Here is a 16,770-nt window from a genome sequence, read left to right on the forward strand (position 1 = left end):
GACCGGCGGCGAGAGTTCCTGACTCCCGGACCCCTCGGATCCGGTCACAGTGGCGGGACCGCGCCGGATTCGCACCGGACTTCCTCTGCTGCCGCCGTAATGGCCCGGGCAGTCCACCACGCCCCGAGAACGGGCGTCAACCCGCCCTTGACCTGCGGCGGCGCACTGTGCGGAGCGCCACAGAAAAGGGGCCGGGCGGCCCGTACCCGAAGGTGCGGACCGCCCGGCCGGCGGAGCGGGGACCGTCAGGCGACGATCAGGTAGATGCCGTACGCCACGGCGGCCAGGCAGAGGCCGAAGCAGGCGTAGGCGCCGGTGCGGGCCAGGGCGGCGGAGCCTCCCCGGGCGGCGGCCTCCTCCTGCTTGGTGAGGCCGACGATGCCGAGGGTGAAGAGGCCCACCAGGGCGACGGTGGCCACGAGGCTGACGCCGAAGACGGAGCCGAGGGCTGCCCAGTCGATCTTCATGTGGTTCTTTCCTTAGACCTTCGCGGCCGGGGCCGGGGGAGCGGTCGGGTCGGTGGGGGCCGGGGCGAGGATGGTCGCCTTGAGGTCCTCGTCGGTGACGGCGGCGACGGAGCCGGCCGGCGGCGGGGTGACGGCCGCGATGGCGGTGGTCACCACGCCCGCGGGCTCCTCGGCGTGCGGGTCGTCGGCCGTGACGTTGTGGTGGTCGACCGGCTTGCGGCGGGAGAGCGCCCAGATGACGGCCGAACCGGCCACGAGGAGGACCGCGACGACGGCGATGCCCCAGGGGCCCTGCTTGGTGAGGAACTCGGCGCCGGCGCCGACCAGGCCCGCGGCGGGCAGGGTCAGGCCCCAGGCGACGAACATCCGGGTCGCGGTCGACCAGCGGACGACACCGCCCTTGCGGCCGAGGCCGGCGCCCATCACGGCACCCGAGCAGGACTGGGTGGTGGAGAGGGAGAAGCCGAGGTGCGAGGAGGCCAGGATGACCGTCGCGGCGCTGGTCTGGGCGGCGAAGCCCTGCTGCGGCTGGAGGTCGGTGAGGCCCTTGCCCATGGTGCGGATGATGCGCCAGCCGCCCAGGTAGGTGCCGAGCGCGATCGCGACGCCGGCGGAGACGACGACCCAGAGGGGCGGGTTCGAGCCGGGGGCGACGACGCCCTGGGTGACCAGGGCGAGGGTGATGATGCCCATCGTCTTCTGGGCGTCGTTGGTGCCGTGGGCGAGGGAGACGAGACCGGCGGAGGCGATCTGGCCGGCCCGGTAGCCCTTGGCCGTGGCCTTCGCCTCGGGGTTGGCCTTGATCCTGTACGTCAGCTTGGTCGCGGCCATCGCGGCGAGACCCGCGACCAGCGGCGCGGCGACGGCCGGGATGAGGACCTTGGTGACGATCGTGGAGCCGTTCACGGCCGACCAGCCGGCCGACATGACCGCGGCGCCGATGAGGCCGCCGAAGAGCGCGTGGGAGGAGCTGGACGGGAGTCCGAGCAGCCACGTCAGCAGGTTCCACAGGATGGCGCCGACCAGCGCGGCGAAGATCACCTCTGTCCGGATGCCCTCTTCGTTGATGATCCCGCCGGAGATCGTCTTGGCGACCTCCACGGACAGGAACGCGCCGACGAGGTTGAGCACGGCGGACATGGCCACCGCCGTCTTGGGCTTGAGCGCACCGGTCGAGATGGTCGTGGCCATCGCGTTGGCGGTGTCGTGGAAACCGTTCGTGAAATCGAACACGAGAGCTGTCACGACCACAATGGCGAGCAGCAGCGTGATGTGTTCCATTTACCCAGGCAATCGTTCGACGTCAGTGGCTGGTCGAACGTAGGCAACCTGGGTGAACGGAAGATGAACTGGGGCGGGCGGCGTGGTGTCCCTATCCGGTGTCAAGAGATTCCGCTTAGCCCTCCCGAGGGGGTCCGGGGGAGGGGTGTCCACGATGCGGGCACCCTGCGACCCCGGGTAATCCGGGCCCCACGGGCCCTCGGCGGCCTGCCCCGGTTCCTCCCGCGCCGCCCCGTTCCGCTCCCCGGACCGGACCACCCGACCGGGGGACCCCGCCGGGGAGAGCCACGTCACCCTCCCGAGCGGTCCCGCCGGGCCCCGGCGCGCGCCCCTTTCGCCCCCGTTCGACCCTCCGGTGGCACCCCGGCCCCGTCCTGCGGACACTGGGGGTGTGCGCCCGGCTACAGCGACGGCAGCGGCCGTCACCACCCTGTTCGGTGTCGGCGCGGCCGCGGTCGCGGCCGGCCGGTACGCCAGCGACCTCGCCCTCAAGGCGTCGTCGATACGACCCCTGCCCGGCGATCCGAGACTGACCGTGCACGCCACGGGCCCCGACCGGATCACCCTCACCCGCAGCCTCGCCTCGCTGCGCCCCGGCACGTACGGCATGGAGGGCCCCGGCCTGCACGCCGTCCTCGGCCCCGTCCTCGACCGGGCCCCGCACACCGCCGACACCGCCGTCCGGCGCCTGGAGCGGGTCGAGCTCGGCACCCCCGGGCCCGGCGCCCGCGTCCGGCTCACCCCCGCGCTCCACCGGGGGACGCCCACGAGCGCCCTCGGGCTCGACCACGAGGACGTCGAGATCCCCGGCGAGCTCGGCCCGCTGCCCGCCTGGCTCGTGCCCGCCCCGCGCACCACCTGGGTGATCGCCCTGCACGGCCTCGGCACCACCCGCGAGCACCCGCTGAACCTCGTCCCCTTCTACCACCGGCACCGGATCCCGGTCCTCGTCCCCGCCTACCGGGGCGACGAGGGCGCGCCCCCGTCCCCGGACGGCCTCGCCCACCTCGGCGACTCCGAGTGGCGCGACGTCGACGCGGCCCTGCGCTACGCCGTCCGCCGGGGCGCCCGCAAGGTCGTCCTGCACGGCTGGGGGCCCGGGGCGTCGATGGCCCTGCGCGCCGCCGCCGACTCGGGGGTCCGCGACCGGATCGGCGGCCTCGTCCTCGACTCCCCGGTCCTGGACTGGGAGGTCACCCTCCGCAACCTCGCGTCGGCCCGGCACGTCCCCGGCCCCCTGGTCCCGCTCGCCGTCCGCGCCGCCCAGGGCAGGACCGGCCCGCACGGCGACCTCCTCCAGCTCGCCTCGGCCCCCGGCGCCCTGCGCGCCCCGGCCCTCCTCTTCCACGGCCCCGAGGACACGATCGCCCCCTGGGAGCCCTCCGTCGAACTCGCCGCCCGCCGCCCCGACCTGATCAGCCTCCAGACCGTCCGGGACGCCCCGCACGCGGCGATGTGGAACCCGGACCCCCTCCGCTACGAGGAGTCCCTGCGGCGCTTCCTGACCCCCCTGCTCTGAGCCCCCCCCCGCGCCGGGTCGGCCCGGCACCGCTCCGAGGGCCGCCCGGCACCGGCCCGGGACCCCCGCGCCGGCCCGGGTTTCCCGGCACCCCGACCCGGGGCACTCCCGGACCGGCCGGAAGACCCCGCCGGGCGGCGTCACGCGGTCTCCACGAGGTCTCCGGGAAGCCTCCGCCAGGCCTCCGTACCGTCTTCGCGGGCCCTCCGCGAGCCCCGTTCCGACGGCGCGGCCGGTTCCGATTGGGCTTTCGGGCCGTCAGCGGGAAGACTGCTCCCGTGACGTCTCGAAAGCCCGATGAACCATTGGCGCGCAACTCCAGACTCCGACTCGTCCGCCCACGGTCGCTGGCCACCGCCCGACGGGCCGTGACGACCCGGCGCACCCGGCCGGCGCCGCGGCCGCCCGAGGGCACTCCGCCCCGCGCGGAACTCGCCCGCCAGGCCCGGCACGTCCTCGCCGACGCCGTACGGATCGCCCGCTGGGCGGCCGTCGACGGCGGGGCCGGGAAGACCCCCCGCACCGGCCCCGACGCCGTCCCCCCGCGGGAACGGGCGGCCGCGGCCCTCGACCTGACGCCCGGCCAGGTCCGGGCCGGCTGGGACCGCGCCCGGCTCGCCGGCCTCGTCGAGCTCCACGGCGACACCGTCCGCCCCGGCTGGCGGCTGCACGCCTGGGACCGCGACGACTCCGCCGTGCTGCGCGGCTGGGTCGCCCTCTTCGACGCCTGGTCCCTGGTGCACCCGGCCCCCGAGGGGGTCGCCCCGGGCGCCGTCGCCGAGGTCGTCGAGGCCCTCCCGCAGGTGCTCTCCCTGCTCCAGCTCTCCCAGGGCCCGGTCCTCGTCCCCGCCCTCCTCGACCTCCTCGGCCAGCGCGTCGAGGAGCTCCGCGGCGAGCGCTGCGAGGTCCCCGCGCCCGAACAGGCCCCCGAGGCACCCGCCGAGGGCGGCGTCGACGGGCTCCCCGCCCTCCTCGACTGGGCCCTGGAGGGCCTGGCCGCCGTCGGCGCGCTCACCCTGGACTCCGGCGCCGGCGAGCGCCACGCCACCCTGACCCCGCTCGGCAACTGGGCCGTGTGGGTCAAGCTGGAGCAGATCTGCGTCGCCGCGCAGAGCCCCGCGGGCAACATCGAGCAGTCCGCCGAGGACATGCTCCGCGGCTGCGCCCGGCTCACCCCGGGCCCGGCTCGCGACGAGTACCGCGCCTGGCTCGCGGCCCGCACCCTCTCCAGCGCGGTGGCCGAGCTGCTCGCCGTCGCCCGGGGCGAGGACGCCCTGCTGCGCGGCCTCGCCTTCGAGGCGCTCCGGGTCGTCGGCGCCCCCGCCGAGGCCGGGGTCCGGGCCACCGTCTCCGAGCCCTCGCTGCGCCCCTACGCGCTGCTCTGGCTCGCGGAGTACGAGGGCGCCGACCCCGACGATGCCCAGGAGGTGCTGACCCGGGAGGAGGCCACCTGGCTCTGGGTGGACACCGCCGCGGCCGTCGCCGACCACGGCGAGACCGCGCTCCTGGTCCGCCACCTCGACTCCGCCGTGCAGGGCACCGTCCCCGCGCTGCTCGACGAGGTCCGGGCCGTCGGCCACCCCCGTACCGTCCAGGTCCTGGTCGCCCTCGCCGCCGCCCACCCGGACCCGGCCCTGGCCAAGGCGGTCCGCAGGGCCGCCTTCCAGGTCCACACCGGGGGCGCGTGACGCCCGGCGCGGGACGGACCGGGCACCCGGTCCGCCCCGCGCCGGACCCCGGCTACTCCGCCCCGCCGGGCGCGTACGTCCCGAAGCTCCAGACGTTCCCCTCGGCGTCCCGGGCCATGTAGTCCCGGGCGCCGTACTCCTGGTCCGCGGGCGGCGTCAGGACCTCCACCCCGTGCGCGACCGCGCGCGCGTGGTGCTCGTCCACGTCGTCCACGCGCACGAAGACGCCCGCCGGACCGGCACCGGCCATCGCCTTGTCGAAGGCGCTCCCGGTGCCCTTGCTGCCCAGCATCACGACGCCGTTCCCGAAGGACAGCTCGGCGTGCGCGACGCGCCCGTCCTCGCCCTCGTACACGCCGGTCGCGGTGAAGCCGAAGCCCTCCGTGAGCAGCTCGATCGCCGCCTTCGCGTCCTCGTACAGCAGCGTCGGACAGATGTGGGGTGCCCCGGTCATCCCGACCACGTCCTCTCGAATCGGCCGTATGTGATCCAGGTCTCAGTCTCGCAGTCGCCACTGACAACTCAGCGGAAGGTGTTGCACCGGGCCATGTCGCCGGTCCGGTAGCCCTCGTAGAACCACTGCTGCCGCTGCGCCGCCGAGCCGTGCGTCCAGCTCTCCGGCGTCACCCGGCCCTGGAACCGCTCCTGGATCCGGTCGTCGCCCACCGCCGCCGCCGCGTCCAGGCCGTCCTTGATGTCCTGGTCGGTCAGCGTGGTCAGCAGCTGCCTGCCGGTCTTCTCGTCGGGCGTGGTCGTCGCGTGCCGCGCCCACACGCCCGCGTAGCAGTCGGCCTGGAGCTCGACCCGCACCGCGTTGGAGTCCGCGCCGGTCCGGCCGTCCTGGGCCCGGCTCAGGGTCCCCATCAGGTTCTGGACGTGGTGGCCGTACTCGTGCGCCACCACGTACGCCTGGGCGAAGGGCCCGCCGCTCGCCCCGAACTTGGTCCGCAGCTCCTCGAAGAAGCCCAGGTCCAGATAGACCTGCCGGTCGCCGGGGCAGTAGAACGGCCCGACCGCCGAGGTCGCCGTGCCGCACGCGGTCCCGACCCGCTGGGTGAACATCACGGTCGGCGCGGTGGCGTAGGTGCCGCCCCGGCGGGTGTACTCGCTCCGCCAGTAGTCCTGGACGCTGTTGACGACCGCCACGATCCGGCAGTCGTCGCGCGTGTTGGCGTCCGAGCCCTTCCGGCAGGTCTGGTTCACCTGGGCCGCCGAGGACGAGGTCGCGGCCGGTTCGTCACCGCCCTCGGAGAGCCCGAGCTGCTCCGGCCCGACCCCGAAGAACAGCCCCAGGATCAGCGCGACGAAACCGATGATCCCGCCGCCGATGGTCGCCCCGCCGCCCGGGATGCGGCTGCTCCGGACGTCCTTGACCTCCGAGGTGTCCAGGTCGGCGTCGTCGTCGAACTGCACGGTCCACCACCCTCCGCGTGTCTGCCGGGCAGTGGCCGCCGCCCTGCGCCGAGTATCGGACGACCGCCTACCCGCCGCCCCTTTTACGAAGCGCCGGCGGGACCACCGGAACGCGGGCGGGAGGGGTCCGGGGCGCGGCCCGGCGCCCCGCGTGGCCGAAAACCAGTTGCAGGGGCCCGTTAGACTGGCCGTATGGCCATTCTCCCCGTGCATTAGCGGCGTCGAAGCCCTCCACCCCGTCCTTCCGCCGTATCCCCACCGCCCTGGAGTCTGTCCGTGATCACCGCTTCCGGCATCGAGCTGCGCGCCGGCGCCCGCGTCCTCATCGAGTCCGCTTCCTTCCGCGTCGCCAAGGGCGACCGCATCGGCCTGGTCGGCCGCAACGGAGCGGGCAAGACCACCCTCACCAAGTGCCTCGCCGGCGAGGGCCAGCCCGCGGGCGGCACCATCACCCGCTCCGGCGAGGTCGGCTACCTCCCGCAGGACCCGCGCACCGGCGACCTCGACGTCCTGGCCCGCGACCGCATCCTCTCCGCCCGGGGCCTGGACACCCTCCTCAAGAAGATGCGGGCGAACGAGGAGCGCATCGCCACCGGCTCCGGCGCCACCCGCGAGAAGGCCCTGCGCCAGTACGAGCGCCAGGAGACCGAGTTCCTGACCAAGGGCGGTTACGCGGCCGAGGCCGAGGCCTCCACCATCGCCGCCGCCCTCGGCCTGCCCGACCGGGTCATGGGCCAGCCGCTGCACACCCTCTCCGGCGGTCAGCGCCGCCGCGTCGAGCTCGCCCGGATCCTCTTCTCGGACGCCGACACGCTCCTGCTCGACGAGCCCACCAACCACCTCGACGCCGACTCCATCGTCTGGCTGCGCGACTACCTGAAGACCTACCGCGGCGGCTTCATCGTGATCTCCCACGACGTCGACCTGGTCGAGACCGTGGTCAACAAGGTCTTCTACCTGGACGCCAACCGCTCCACGATCGACGTCTACAACATGGGCTGGAAGCTCTACCAGCAGCAGCGCGAGGCCGACGAGAAGCGCCGCAAGCGCGAGCGCCAGAACGCCGAGAAGAAGGCCGCCGCGCTCAACTCGCAGGCCGACAAGATGCGCGCCAAGGCCACCAAGACCGTCGCCGCGCAGAACATGGCCAAGCGCGCCGAGCGGCTGCTCTCCGGCCTGGAGGCGGTGCGCGCCTCCGACAAGGTCGCCAAGCTGCGCTTCCCCGAGCCCTCGCCCTGCGGCAAGACCCCGCTGACGGCCGAGGGGCTCTCCAAGTCGTACGGCTCCCTGGAGATCTTCACCGACGTGAGCCTCGCCATCGACAAGGGCTCGCGCGTCGTCATCCTCGGCCTCAACGGCGCCGGCAAGACGACCCTGCTGCGCCTGCTCGGCGGGGTCGAGCAGCCCGACACCGGCGAGGTCACCCCGGGCCACGGCCTGAAGCTGGGGTACTACGCCCAGGAGCACGAGACCCTCGACCCGGACCGGACCGTCCTGGAGAACATGCGCTCGGCCGCGCCCGACCTCGACCTGGTCGACGTGCGCAAGACGCTGGGCTCGTTCCTCTTCTCCGGCGACGACGTCGACAAGCCGGCCGGGGTGCTCTCCGGCGGCGAGAAGACCCGGCTCGCCCTGGCGACCCTGGTCGTCTCCTCGGCGAACGTGCTGCTCCTCGACGAGCCCACCAACAACCTGGACCCGGCCAGCCGCGAGGAGATCCTCGGCGCGCTGCGCACGTACAAGGGCGCCGTCGTCCTCGTCACCCACGACGAGGGGGCCGTGGAGGCGCTCGACCCGGAGCGGATCATCCTGCTCCCGGACGGCGTCGAGGACCTGTGGGGCGCGGACTACGCGGACCTGGTGGCCCTGGCCTGACCCGCCGGGGCGCTCCCCGGGGCCTCGGAGGAGCCCCCGGGAGCCCCTTCCGGAGCCGGTCCGGACCGGCTCCGGACCCGATCCGGACCCGAAACGATCATTCCGGACTGGATCATTCGGCTCATGGGTGATCCATCATCTGAGTGAGGACGTCTCGTACCCGTCGGCGCGGTGCCCTGCTGAATCCTTCCGGCAGGCCCGCGCCGCACGCGTGTTCCCGGCGCCCCGCTGACCTGGCACTTCCCGTTCCGCCCGGCGCGGAGGCGGCTTTCCCGAAGACCGGAATCCAGGCTTCCGCTCATGGCGATGCCGCACTCGTCCACCAACGAAGCGGCACGGACCTTGTCGAATGGGTGGCCAGGACGGACGGGAGGGGTGATCATGAGAAGTCCAGAGCGCACTTCCCATGAGGAGGCACGGGTGGCCGAGACTCTGAAGAAGGGCAGCCGGGTGACCGGCGCCGCGCGCGACAAGCTCGCGGCAGACCTGAAGAAGAAGTACGACTCCGGTGCGAGCATCCGGGCGCTGGCCGAGGAAACCGGCCGCTCCTACGGATTCGTCCACCGGATGCTCAGCGAATCCGGAGTCACGCTGCGCGGACGCGGCGGGGCGACCCGGGGCAAGAAGGCGGCCTCGGCCTGACACGGGGCGGCCCCCACCGGGCCACCGGGTCTCCCGGTGGCCACCCGGTCGGCTCCGCGGTCGGCCAGGTGGTTACTGTGCAGTCACTTAGCATCGGATGCAGTGCTGCACCGGAACCGGAGGCGCCCCATGACCACGCTCGACGACTCTGAGCCCGTATTCGACAAGGACGGTGTACGGCTCACCGTCGAGGACGCCGTTGCCACGGTGACCTTGACCAATCCGGCGAAGCGCAACGCCCAGTCTCCCGCTCTGTGGCGGGCGTTGACGGAAGCCGGACGGTCGTTGCCGGGCAGCGTGCGGGTCGTGATCCTGCGCGGCGAGGGCAAGTCCTTCTCCGCCGGGCTCGACCGGCAGGCGTTCACGCCCGAGGGCTTCGACGGCGAGCCGTCCTTCCTCGACATGGCGCGGGGGTCCGACGAGGACCTCGACGCCGTCATCGCCGAGTACCAGGAGGCGTTCACCTGGTGGCGCCGCGGCGACCTCGTGTCGATCGCGGCCGTCCAGGGCCACGCCATCGGCGCGGGCTTCCAGCTCGCCCTCGCCTGCGACCTGCGGGTCGTCGCCGAGGACGTGCAGTTCGCCATGCGCGAGACCAGCCTGGGCCTCGTCCCGGACCTCACCGGCACGCACCCCCTCGTCTCCCTCGTGGGCTACGCCCGCGCCCTGGAGATCTGCGCCACCGGACGCTTCGTGCACGCCGACGAGGCCGAGCGCACCGGCCTCGCCAACCTCGCCGTGCCCGCCGACCAGCTCGACGCGGCCGTACGGGACCTCGCCGCCGCCCTGCTCGCGGCGCCCCGCGACGCGGTCAACGAGACCAAGGCGCTCCTCCAGGGCGTCTCCGGCCGCTCCTACGAGGAGCAGCGCGTCGCCGAGCGCGCCGCCCAGGGCCGCCGCCTGCGCGACCTCGCGGGCCTCGGCGACTGACGCCCGACCCCTTTCAGCGCAGCTCCGACACGAGCACCGTGACCGCGGTCGCCCCACCGGCGGCCGCGGTCGCGGCGCTCCGGGCCGCGCGGGCCACGTCCAGCGGGCGGCGGCCCGCCGTCACGGCCAGCTCGACCCGCACCGCGTCCCCGCTCCGGCGCACGGGCGGCCCCAGCGCGTCCGTCACGCCCGCCACCCCCTCGACCCGCAGCACCGCCAGGGCCACCGGATCGTCCGTCGCCGGGGAGGGCCGCCCCGGCGGGGGAGCGGCCGGCTCCTCCTCCGGCGCCGCGTCGAGCAGCTCCGTCACCCGCAGGTCCACGGCCGTCACCCGCAGCCCGATCCCGTCCGCCGCCGCCCCGAGCAGGGCCGCCCGCAGCTCCTCGGACACCTCCGGCAGCGGCCGGCCCGCCACTGCCCCGAAGTCCGCTGCGATCCGCAGCGGCCCCGGCGCGAGCCCGCCCGGCGGCACCGGGAACGGCCCGGCCTCCTGCTCCCCGTCCGGATCGGCGCCGACCCGGATCGCGCCCGGCACCACCCCCCGTACCGCCGCGGCGGCCCCGTCGAGGACCCGCCGTGCCGCCCGTTCCGTGATCCAGGCGCCGTCCTCCGCCGTGCCCAGGGGCAGCAGTCTGCCCGGGGCCAGGCGGTCCCGGACCGCCGTCGTCCAACCCTCAGCCGTCGTCATTCCCCCAGACTGCCGCATTCACGGAGCAGATATGGGAAAGCGCCCTTAATGTGAGCGAGGAACCCCGAAATATCCCAGAAGGGGCGAAAACTGATGACGGACACCACCCACACCGGAGACTCCTCGGCCGACGAGTCGCGCCGCACCTCCGTGACCAAGCGGGGCGGCGGCCCCGCGGCCACCCGTGGCAAGACGACCATCGCCGACGGCGTGGTCGAGAAGATCGCCGGTCTCGCCGCGCGGGACGTCGAGGGCGTCCACGACATGGGCAGCGGACTCTCCCGCACCTTCGGCGCCGTGCGCGACCGGGTCCCCGGCGGCAGCGGCAAGTCGAACGTCACCCGGGGCGTGAAGGCCGAGGTCGGCGAGGTGCAGACCGCGCTCGACCTGGAAATCGTCGTCGAGTACGGCTACGCCATCTCCGACGTCGCGGGCAACGTCCGGGAGAACGTCGTCAACGCCGTCGAGCGGATGACCGGCCTCGAAGTCGTCGAGGTCAACATCGCGGTCAGCGACGTGAAGCTGCCCGACGACGAGGACGACGAGGACGACGACGAGGACCAGCGTCGACTCCAGTAGGCACCGGAACCCCGGCGGCCAGGGCCAGGAAAGGGACTCGGAATGAGCATGGCGGTGGTCGGCCTGTTGGCCGGCATGGCTCTCGGCTTCGCCGGATACTTCGGCGGCTTCGGAGCGTTCGTACTGGTCGCGGCCCTCGGGGCGGTCGGCTTCGTGGTCGGCCGCTTCGCCGACGGGGACCTCGAACCCGGCGACCTGTTCCGGGGACGCGATCGCGGCGACCGGCGGCGGTGACGCGGGGTGGCGACGGACCTTGCAGCCTCTCCGACGGACACGGCGCGGGACCCGGTGCGCGGGCGGGGAGCGACCGACATCGCCGACCGGGTCGTCGCGAAGATCGCCGCCCAGGCGGCCCGGGAGGCGCTCGACCGCGTCCCGAGGGGAGGCTCGAAGCCCCACGCCTCGGTCGTCGTCCACCGGGACGCCGCCCGCGTCGCGGTGACCCTCGAACTCGACTACCCCTCCGACGTCGGCCGCCAGTGCGGCGCCGTGCGCAGCAGGGTCCGCAGCCGGGTGGAACACCTCGTCGGCCTGGAGGTCCACGAGGTGACCGTCGACGTGGAACGCCTCCACTCCGCCCTCACCCGCGACGACACGCCGAGGGGCCGCCTCTCATGACCACCACCCCGGCACCCGCTCCCGCCCCCGCCCGGGAGGAGGAGCCCGGCACCACCGCCCCCGCGGCCCCCGCCCGCCGCTTCTGGGCGGTGCGCCGCGTTCCCGCCGCCCTGCTCGCCGCCGTCGTCCTCGGTGGCGCCGGGCTGCTCCTCTACGACGTGGCGGCCGTACGGGCCGACCACTCGGCCATGGCCTGGCGGAAGGAGACGGCCGAGGGCCTCGCGACCGAGCCGCTCGACTCCACCTGGGTCCTCGCCGGAGCGTCCCTCGCGGCCCTCCTCGGCCTCTGGCTGCTGCTCCTGGCCCTCACCCCCGGGCTGCGCTCCGTGCTCCCCATGCGCCGCGACCACCCCGACGTACGGGCCGGACTCGACCGCAAGGCCGCGGCCCTCATCCTGCGGGACCGCGCCATGGAGGTCTCCGGCGTGCAGTCCGCGAAGGTCCGCGTCCGCCGCTCCAAGGCCGCCGTCCGGGCGGTCTCGCACTTCCGGGACCTCGACGAGGTCCGGGCCGACCTGGAGCGGGCGGTCACCACCGGCGTCGACGAACTCGGCCTCGCCCGCCCGCCCGCGCCGAAGGTACGGGTGGCCCGGCCGCCCCGGAAGGGATGAGCGGCCCGATGACGCCCCGCGAGAAGACCCCGCCCCGCGCCACGTCCCCCGCGCCCCCGGAAGGAGCCCGCAGGTGACCGTCGTCCTGCGCCGCGTCAACCGCTTCCTGCTCGGTCTGGCCGGGCTGGTCCTCGTCGTCCTCGGCGGCTCCGTCCTCGCCGCCGCGGCCGGCCTGTCCGTACCGTCCTGGTGGCCCTGGTCGGGCCCCTCCGACGTCCTGCTGACCACCGCCGACCGGCAGCGCTGGCGGGACGAGGGCTGGTGGTGGCCGGTGGTCATCGCCGTCCTCGGCGTGCTCGTCCTGCTCGCCCTGTGGTGGCTGATCGCCCAGTTCCGCCGGGCCCGGCTCGCCGAGGTCGCCGTCGACAGCGGCGACGGCGACGAGGCGGTCCTGCGCGGCCGGGCCCTGGAGGGCGTCCTGGAGGCCGACGCCGCCTCCCAGGACGGCGTGGACCGGGCCAGGGTCTCCCTCACCGGCCGCCGCACCGCCCCCCGCGCCCGGGTGAAGCTCCAGCTGGAGCCGTACGCGGCCCCGGCCGACGCCCTCGCCACCCTCGGCTCCCAGGCCCTCGCCAACGCCCGCACCGCGACCGGCCTGCCCTCGCTGCCCACCGAGGCCCGCCTGCGCGCGGTGAAGCACCGCGCCCGCCGGGTCAACTGAGGTCAACTGACGGGCGGGCGGACCGGGCGGCTCAGAAGCCGCTGCGGGCCCCGCCGTCCACCGGCAGCATCACACCCGTCAGGTACGAGGCGGCCGGCGACAGCAGGAAGGCCGCCGTCCGCCCGAACTCCTCCGGCGTGCCGTACCGGCGCAGCGGGATCGTCGCCTCGTTCGCCGCCCGGGTCGCGTCCGCGTCCCCGGACAGCGCGTCCAGGGAACGCACCCGGTCCGTGTCGATCCGGCTCGGCAGCAGCCCGACGACCCGCACCCCGCGCGGCCCCAGGTCGTTGGCGAGGGACTTCGCGAAGCCCGCGAGCCCCGGGCGCAGCCCGTTGGAGAGGGTCAGGCCGGCGATCGGCTCGTGGACCGACGCGGACAGGACGAAGCCGATCACCCCGCCCTCCCCGAGCGTCTCGGCCGCCGCGCGGGCCAGCCGCACCGCCCCCAGGAAGACGGTGTCGAAGGCGGCGGCCCACTGCTCGTCGGTGTTGTCCGCGGCGAAGCCGGGCGCCGGACCGCCGACGCTGATCAGGACGCCGTCGAAGCCGCCGAACCGGGACCGCGCCTCCGCGATCAGCCGGGCCGGGGTCCCCGGGTCGGTGTTGTCGGCCGCGATCCCGGCCGCGCCCGGGCCCAGCGCCTCCACGGCCTCCGCGACCGTCTTCTCCTCGCGCCCGGTCACCAGCACCTTGGCGCCCTCCGCGAGCAGCGCCTCCGCCGAGGCACGGCCGAGCCCCCGCGTCGCGCCGGTCACCACGTACACACGGTCCTTCAGTCCAAGATCCATGGCCCTATCCTGCCGGGTCCGGCTCGTCCGCTGCCAGCGCGAGCGCCGTGCCCACCAGGCCGATGTGGCTGAAGGCCTGCGGGAAGTTGCCGAGCTGGCGGCCGGTCGCCGGGTCGTACTCCTCCGCGAGGAGCCCCACGTCGTTGGCGAGCGCGACGAGCCGCTCGAAGAGCGCCCGCGCCTCCCTGGGCCGCCCGGTCATCCGCAGGGCGTCCGCCAGCCAGAACGAGCAGACCAGGAAGGTCCCCTCCTGCCCCGGCAGGCCGTCCACCGCCGTCGAGTCGGCGCTGTAGCGGCGCACGTACCCGTCGTGCATCAGCTCCGTCATGACCGCGTCCACCGTGCCCACCACCCGGGGGTCGTCCGGCAGCAGGAAGCCCACCTGGGGGATGAGCAGGGTGGCGGCGTCCAGCTCCCGCGAGCCGTACGACTGGGTGAAGGTGTTCCGCACGGGGTCGTACGCCTTGTCGCACACCTGGGCGTGGATGTCGTCCCGCATGGCCCGCCAGCGGGCCGCGTCCCCCGGCAGCGACGGGTCGGCCTCCAGGGTGCGCACGGCCCGGTCGGCGGCCACCCAGGCCATCACCTTCGAATGGGTGAAGTGGCGGCGCGGCCCGCGCACCTCCCACAGCCCCTCGTCGGGCTCCCGCCAGGTCGACTCCAGGAAGCCCAGCAGGCTCAGCTGGAGGTTCCAGGCGTGCCGCTCCGCCGGGATCCCGGCCTCCCGCGCCCGGTTGAGCGAGTCCATGACCTCGCCGTACACGTCGAGCTGGAACTGGTCCACGGCCGCGTTCCCGGTCCGCACCGGCGCCGAGTCGGCGTACCCCCGCAGCCACGGCAGGGTCGTCTCGGGCAGCCGGCGCTCCCCGGCCGGGCCGTACATGATCTGGAGGTCGGCCGGGTCGCCCGCGACCGAGCGCAGCAGCCAGTCGCGCCAGGCGGCGGCCTCCTCCACGTATCCGGCGGCGAGCAGCGCGCCCAGGGTGAGGGAGGAGTCGCGCAGCCAGCAGGAGCGGTAGTCCCAGTTCCGCACGCCGCCGACCTCCTCCGGCAGGGAGGTGGTGGGGGCGGCGACGATCCCCCCGGTGGGTGCGTACGTCAGCGCCTTCAGGGTGATCAGGGAGCGCATCACCGCCTCCCGGTGGGGTCCCCGGTAGGTGCAGCGGGCCGCCCACTCCCGCCAGTCCGCGAGCGACTGCTCCAGCGCCTCGAAGGGGTCGATCAGGTCGGGGCGCGGCTCGTGCGAGGGGTGCCAGGTCAGCACGAAGGCCACCTTCTCGCCGGCGGCGACGGTGAAGGAGGAGCAGGTGGAGAACTGCTGGCCCCAGGTCTTCACGTGCGGTTCGCTGCGCAGCCAGACCGCGTCGGGCCCGGCGACCGCCACCCGGTGGCCGTCCGCCCTGCGCATCCAGGGCACGATCGAGCCGTAGTCGAAGCGCAGCCGCAGGACGGCGCTCATCTCGACGCTGCCGCTGACCCCCTCGACGATCCGCATCACGTCGGGGTAGGCGTCCCGCTGCGGCATGAAGTCGATGACCTTGACGGTGCCGGTACGGGTCTCCCAGGAGGTCTCCAGGACGAGGGAGTCCTCGGCGTAGCGGCGGGAGGTGCAGGTCGTGGCGCCCTTGGGGGCGATCCGCCAGTGCCCGTTCTCCTCGTCGCCGAGGACGGCGGCGAAGCAGGCGGCCGAGTCGAACCGGGGCAGACACAGCCAGTCGACCGATCCGTCACGGCCGACGAGCGCGGCGGTCTGGAGATCGCCGATGAGGGCGTAGTCGTCGATGTGTTGCGTCACGCTCGGGCTGTTCCCGGAAGCGGCGGCGGTCAATCAGCGCGACGGCGCGGCCAGGGTCTCCGCGGCGTCCGGTTCCGGCGTTCCGGCGGTCCCCGCGGCGGCTCCGGCCTCCCGGTCGCGCTTCTCGCGGCGCACCAGGATCACCCAGCCGACGGGCACGCCGGCCGCGAAGAGCCACCACTGCACGGCGTACGCCATGTGGGCGCCGATCGAGTCGTGGTCGGGCTCGGGGATCTGTTCGAGGGTGCCGTCGGCGGGGTCGGGCGCGGTCTGCTCGACGTAGCCGCCGAGAACCTCGCGGCCGATGAGCTCGGCCTGCTGCCGGCTGTTGATCAGCATGACCTGCCGGTCGGGCAGCCCCTTGAGGTCCTTGATGCCGCTGGCGCCGGTCGTCTCGTCGGCCTTGAGCCGGCCGGTGATCGTGACCTCGCCCTTCGGGACGGGCGGCACCGCCGGGTAGGAGTGCTGGTCGGCGGCGGCCGGCACCCAGCCCCGGTTGACCATCAGGATCTTCCCGTCCCGCAGGACCAGCGGGGTCAGGACGTGGACGCCGATCCGGTCGTCGGAGGAGGTGCGGCGGCGGACGACCACCTCGTGGGCGGTGTCGAAGGTGCCGGTGGCGGTGACCGGGCGCCAGTAGTCGGCACGCGGGACGGTGTGGCCGGGGGAGGTGAGCTCCTCGACCGGCACCGGCTTCGCGCTGACGCTGTCCTCGATCAGAGCGTTCTGGGCGACCCGGCGCTCGTGCCGGTGGAACTGCCAGAAGCCCAGCTCGATCATCGTGGGGACGAGGACGAGGGCGATCAGGGTGAGGATCACCCACTGCCGGGACAACAGGAAGCGGTACACCCCATGACCGTACAGCGGGGGCCACGGGGTGCGCGCAGGGGGGTTGGGGGCGTCGGCGCGCCCTCCGGAATCGTTTCTTCGGGTCCTGTCCTCACACCTTGTCGACGATGCCCACCTTCCCCTCCGCGCGGGCGCAGTGGCCGCCGCAGTACCAGCTGCCCTCCACCTCGACGCCCTGGCCGATGATCTGGACCCGGCAGTGCTCGCAGATGGGCGCCATGCGGTGGATGGCGCAGGCGAAGCAGTCGAAGACGTGCACCGCGCCCTGCGCGTGCACCTCGAAGGACATGCCGTAATCGTTTCCGCAGACCTCACAACGTGCCATGCGCCACAGGGTGGGGCTCCGCGCGGGCGCGCGCGGTCCGGC

The 16,770-nt window shown here is 74.3% G+C and carries 19 protein-coding genes and 1 riboswitch; of the genes, 10 read left to right on the forward strand and 9 right to left on the reverse strand.

The features are described 5' to 3' along the window. Nucleotides 1–12: 12 nt before the first annotated feature. A riboswitch (cobalamin riboswitch) is annotated at nucleotides 13–87 on the reverse strand. 158 nt (nucleotides 88–245) lie between these two features. Next, entirely contained in the window at nucleotides 246–467 is a 222-nt protein-coding gene (locus ACIQVI_RS12495; protein ID WP_403594386.1) for a hypothetical protein, read from the reverse strand. A gap of 12 nt (nucleotides 468–479) precedes the next feature. Next, nucleotides 480–1,748: an inorganic phosphate transporter gene (locus tag ACIQVI_RS12500; RefSeq protein ID WP_351973606.1), complete on the reverse strand. Its 1,269-nt coding sequence runs from the start codon at nucleotides 1,746–1,748 to the stop codon at nucleotides 480–482. 391 nt (nucleotides 1,749–2,139) lie between these two features. On the opposite strand from ACIQVI_RS12500, the gene ACIQVI_RS12505 reads away from it, so the two are divergent. After that, nucleotides 2,140–3,267 (forward strand): hypothetical protein, encoded by a 1,128-nt coding sequence (locus ACIQVI_RS12505; RefSeq protein ID WP_351973605.1) that lies wholly within the window; start codon nucleotides 2,140–2,142, stop codon nucleotides 3,265–3,267. Nucleotides 3,268–3,545: 278 nt separating this feature from the next. After that, a complete protein-coding gene (locus tag ACIQVI_RS12510) occupies nucleotides 3,546–4,955 on the forward strand; it encodes a hypothetical protein (RefSeq protein ID WP_403594390.1) in 1,410 nt (469 codons plus the stop codon). A gap of 52 nt (nucleotides 4,956–5,007) precedes the next feature. Here ACIQVI_RS12510 and ACIQVI_RS12515 read toward each other — a convergent pair whose 3' ends face one another. Together ACIQVI_RS12515 and ACIQVI_RS12520 are read right to left on the reverse strand one after the other, a co-directional pair. After that, the gene (locus tag ACIQVI_RS12515) at nucleotides 5,008–5,409 is read right to left on the reverse strand and encodes a VOC family protein (protein WP_403594393.1); all 402 of its coding nucleotides are present in this window, start codon (nucleotides 5,407–5,409) and stop codon (nucleotides 5,008–5,010) included. 68 nt (nucleotides 5,410–5,477) lie between these two features. After that, entirely contained in the window at nucleotides 5,478–6,368 is an 891-nt protein-coding gene (locus ACIQVI_RS12520; protein WP_403594396.1) for a neutral zinc metallopeptidase, read from the reverse strand. A gap of 276 nt (nucleotides 6,369–6,644) precedes the next feature. Between ACIQVI_RS12520 and ACIQVI_RS12525 the strand changes: the two genes are divergently transcribed. The 3 genes from ACIQVI_RS12525 (at nucleotide 6,645) to ACIQVI_RS12535 (ending at nucleotide 9,815) form a co-directional block, all read left to right on the forward strand. Continuing rightward, complete coding sequence (locus tag ACIQVI_RS12525) at nucleotides 6,645–8,243, forward strand: ABC-F family ATP-binding cassette domain-containing protein (protein ID WP_403594399.1); 1,599 nt, start codon at nucleotides 6,645–6,647, stop codon at nucleotides 8,241–8,243. A gap of 420 nt (nucleotides 8,244–8,663) precedes the next feature. Continuing rightward, nucleotides 8,664–8,885 carry a helix-turn-helix domain-containing protein gene (locus tag ACIQVI_RS12530; RefSeq protein ID WP_006123601.1) on the forward strand — a complete coding sequence of 74 codons (222 nt, stop codon included), beginning with the start codon at nucleotides 8,664–8,666 and terminating at the stop codon, nucleotides 8,883–8,885. A gap of 129 nt (nucleotides 8,886–9,014) precedes the next feature. Beyond that, nucleotides 9,015–9,815, forward strand: a complete 801-nt coding sequence (locus tag ACIQVI_RS12535; RefSeq protein ID WP_351972959.1) for an enoyl-CoA hydratase/isomerase family protein — start codon at nucleotides 9,015–9,017, stop codon at nucleotides 9,813–9,815. A gap of 13 nt (nucleotides 9,816–9,828) precedes the next feature. Here the strand turns inward: ACIQVI_RS12535 and ACIQVI_RS12540 are convergent, their stop codons facing one another. Continuing rightward, complete coding sequence (locus ACIQVI_RS12540) at nucleotides 9,829–10,503, reverse strand: hypothetical protein (protein WP_403594402.1); 675 nt, start codon at nucleotides 10,501–10,503, stop codon at nucleotides 9,829–9,831. 93 nt (nucleotides 10,504–10,596) lie between these two features. On the opposite strand from ACIQVI_RS12540, the gene ACIQVI_RS12545 reads away from it, so the two are divergent. The 5 genes from ACIQVI_RS12545 (at nucleotide 10,597) to amaP (ending at nucleotide 12,972) form a co-directional block, all read left to right on the forward strand. After that, the gene (locus ACIQVI_RS12545; protein WP_351972957.1) at nucleotides 10,597–11,082 is read left to right on the forward strand and encodes an Asp23/Gls24 family envelope stress response protein; all 486 of its coding nucleotides are present in this window, start codon (nucleotides 10,597–10,599) and stop codon (nucleotides 11,080–11,082) included. A gap of 42 nt (nucleotides 11,083–11,124) precedes the next feature. Next, complete coding sequence (locus ACIQVI_RS12550; protein ID WP_121833471.1) at nucleotides 11,125–11,316, forward strand: hypothetical protein; 192 nt, start codon at nucleotides 11,125–11,127, stop codon at nucleotides 11,314–11,316. A 6-nt stretch (nucleotides 11,317–11,322) separates the two neighbouring features. Continuing rightward, entirely contained in the window at nucleotides 11,323–11,700 is a 378-nt protein-coding gene (locus ACIQVI_RS12555) for an Asp23/Gls24 family envelope stress response protein (protein ID WP_403594405.1), read from the forward strand. Beyond that, nucleotides 11,697–12,311, forward strand: coding sequence for a DUF6286 domain-containing protein (locus ACIQVI_RS12560; RefSeq protein WP_403594408.1), 615 nt, complete (start codon nucleotides 11,697–11,699; stop codon nucleotides 12,309–12,311). The genes ACIQVI_RS12555 and ACIQVI_RS12560 overlap by 4 nt, the downstream gene beginning before the upstream one ends. 73 nt (nucleotides 12,312–12,384) lie before the next feature. Then, nucleotides 12,385–12,972 (forward strand): alkaline shock response membrane anchor protein AmaP, encoded by a 588-nt coding sequence (amaP, locus tag ACIQVI_RS12565; RefSeq protein WP_403594411.1) that lies wholly within the window; start codon nucleotides 12,385–12,387, stop codon nucleotides 12,970–12,972. 31 nt (nucleotides 12,973–13,003) lie between these two features. On the opposite strand, the gene ACIQVI_RS12570 is transcribed toward amaP, so the two are convergent. From ACIQVI_RS12570 to ACIQVI_RS12585, 4 genes are all read right to left on the reverse strand, one after another. After that, nucleotides 13,004–13,759, reverse strand: a complete 756-nt coding sequence (locus ACIQVI_RS12570) for an SDR family oxidoreductase (protein WP_351972954.1) — start codon at nucleotides 13,757–13,759, stop codon at nucleotides 13,004–13,006. Between the two features lie 4 nt (nucleotides 13,760–13,763). Then, nucleotides 13,764–15,554 carry a glycoside hydrolase family 15 protein gene (locus ACIQVI_RS12575; RefSeq protein WP_403594416.1) on the reverse strand — a complete coding sequence of 597 codons (1,791 nt, stop codon included), beginning with the start codon at nucleotides 15,552–15,554 and terminating at the stop codon, nucleotides 13,764–13,766. Nucleotides 15,555–15,587: 33 nt separating this feature from the next. Further along, on the reverse strand, nucleotides 15,588–16,403 hold the full coding sequence (locus ACIQVI_RS12580) for an SURF1 family protein (RefSeq protein ID WP_403594419.1): 816 nt from the start codon (nucleotides 16,401–16,403) through the stop codon (nucleotides 15,588–15,590). A gap of 91 nt (nucleotides 16,404–16,494) precedes the next feature. Beyond that, nucleotides 16,495–16,728, reverse strand: a complete 234-nt coding sequence (locus ACIQVI_RS12585) for a hypothetical protein (RefSeq protein ID WP_078489738.1) — start codon at nucleotides 16,726–16,728, stop codon at nucleotides 16,495–16,497. Nucleotides 16,729–16,770 lie beyond the last annotated feature (42 nt).

The sequence above is a fragment of the Streptomyces sp. NPDC098101 genome, assembly GCF_044760185.1.
Lineage (GTDB): Bacteria > Actinomycetota > Actinomycetes > Streptomycetales > Streptomycetaceae > Streptomyces.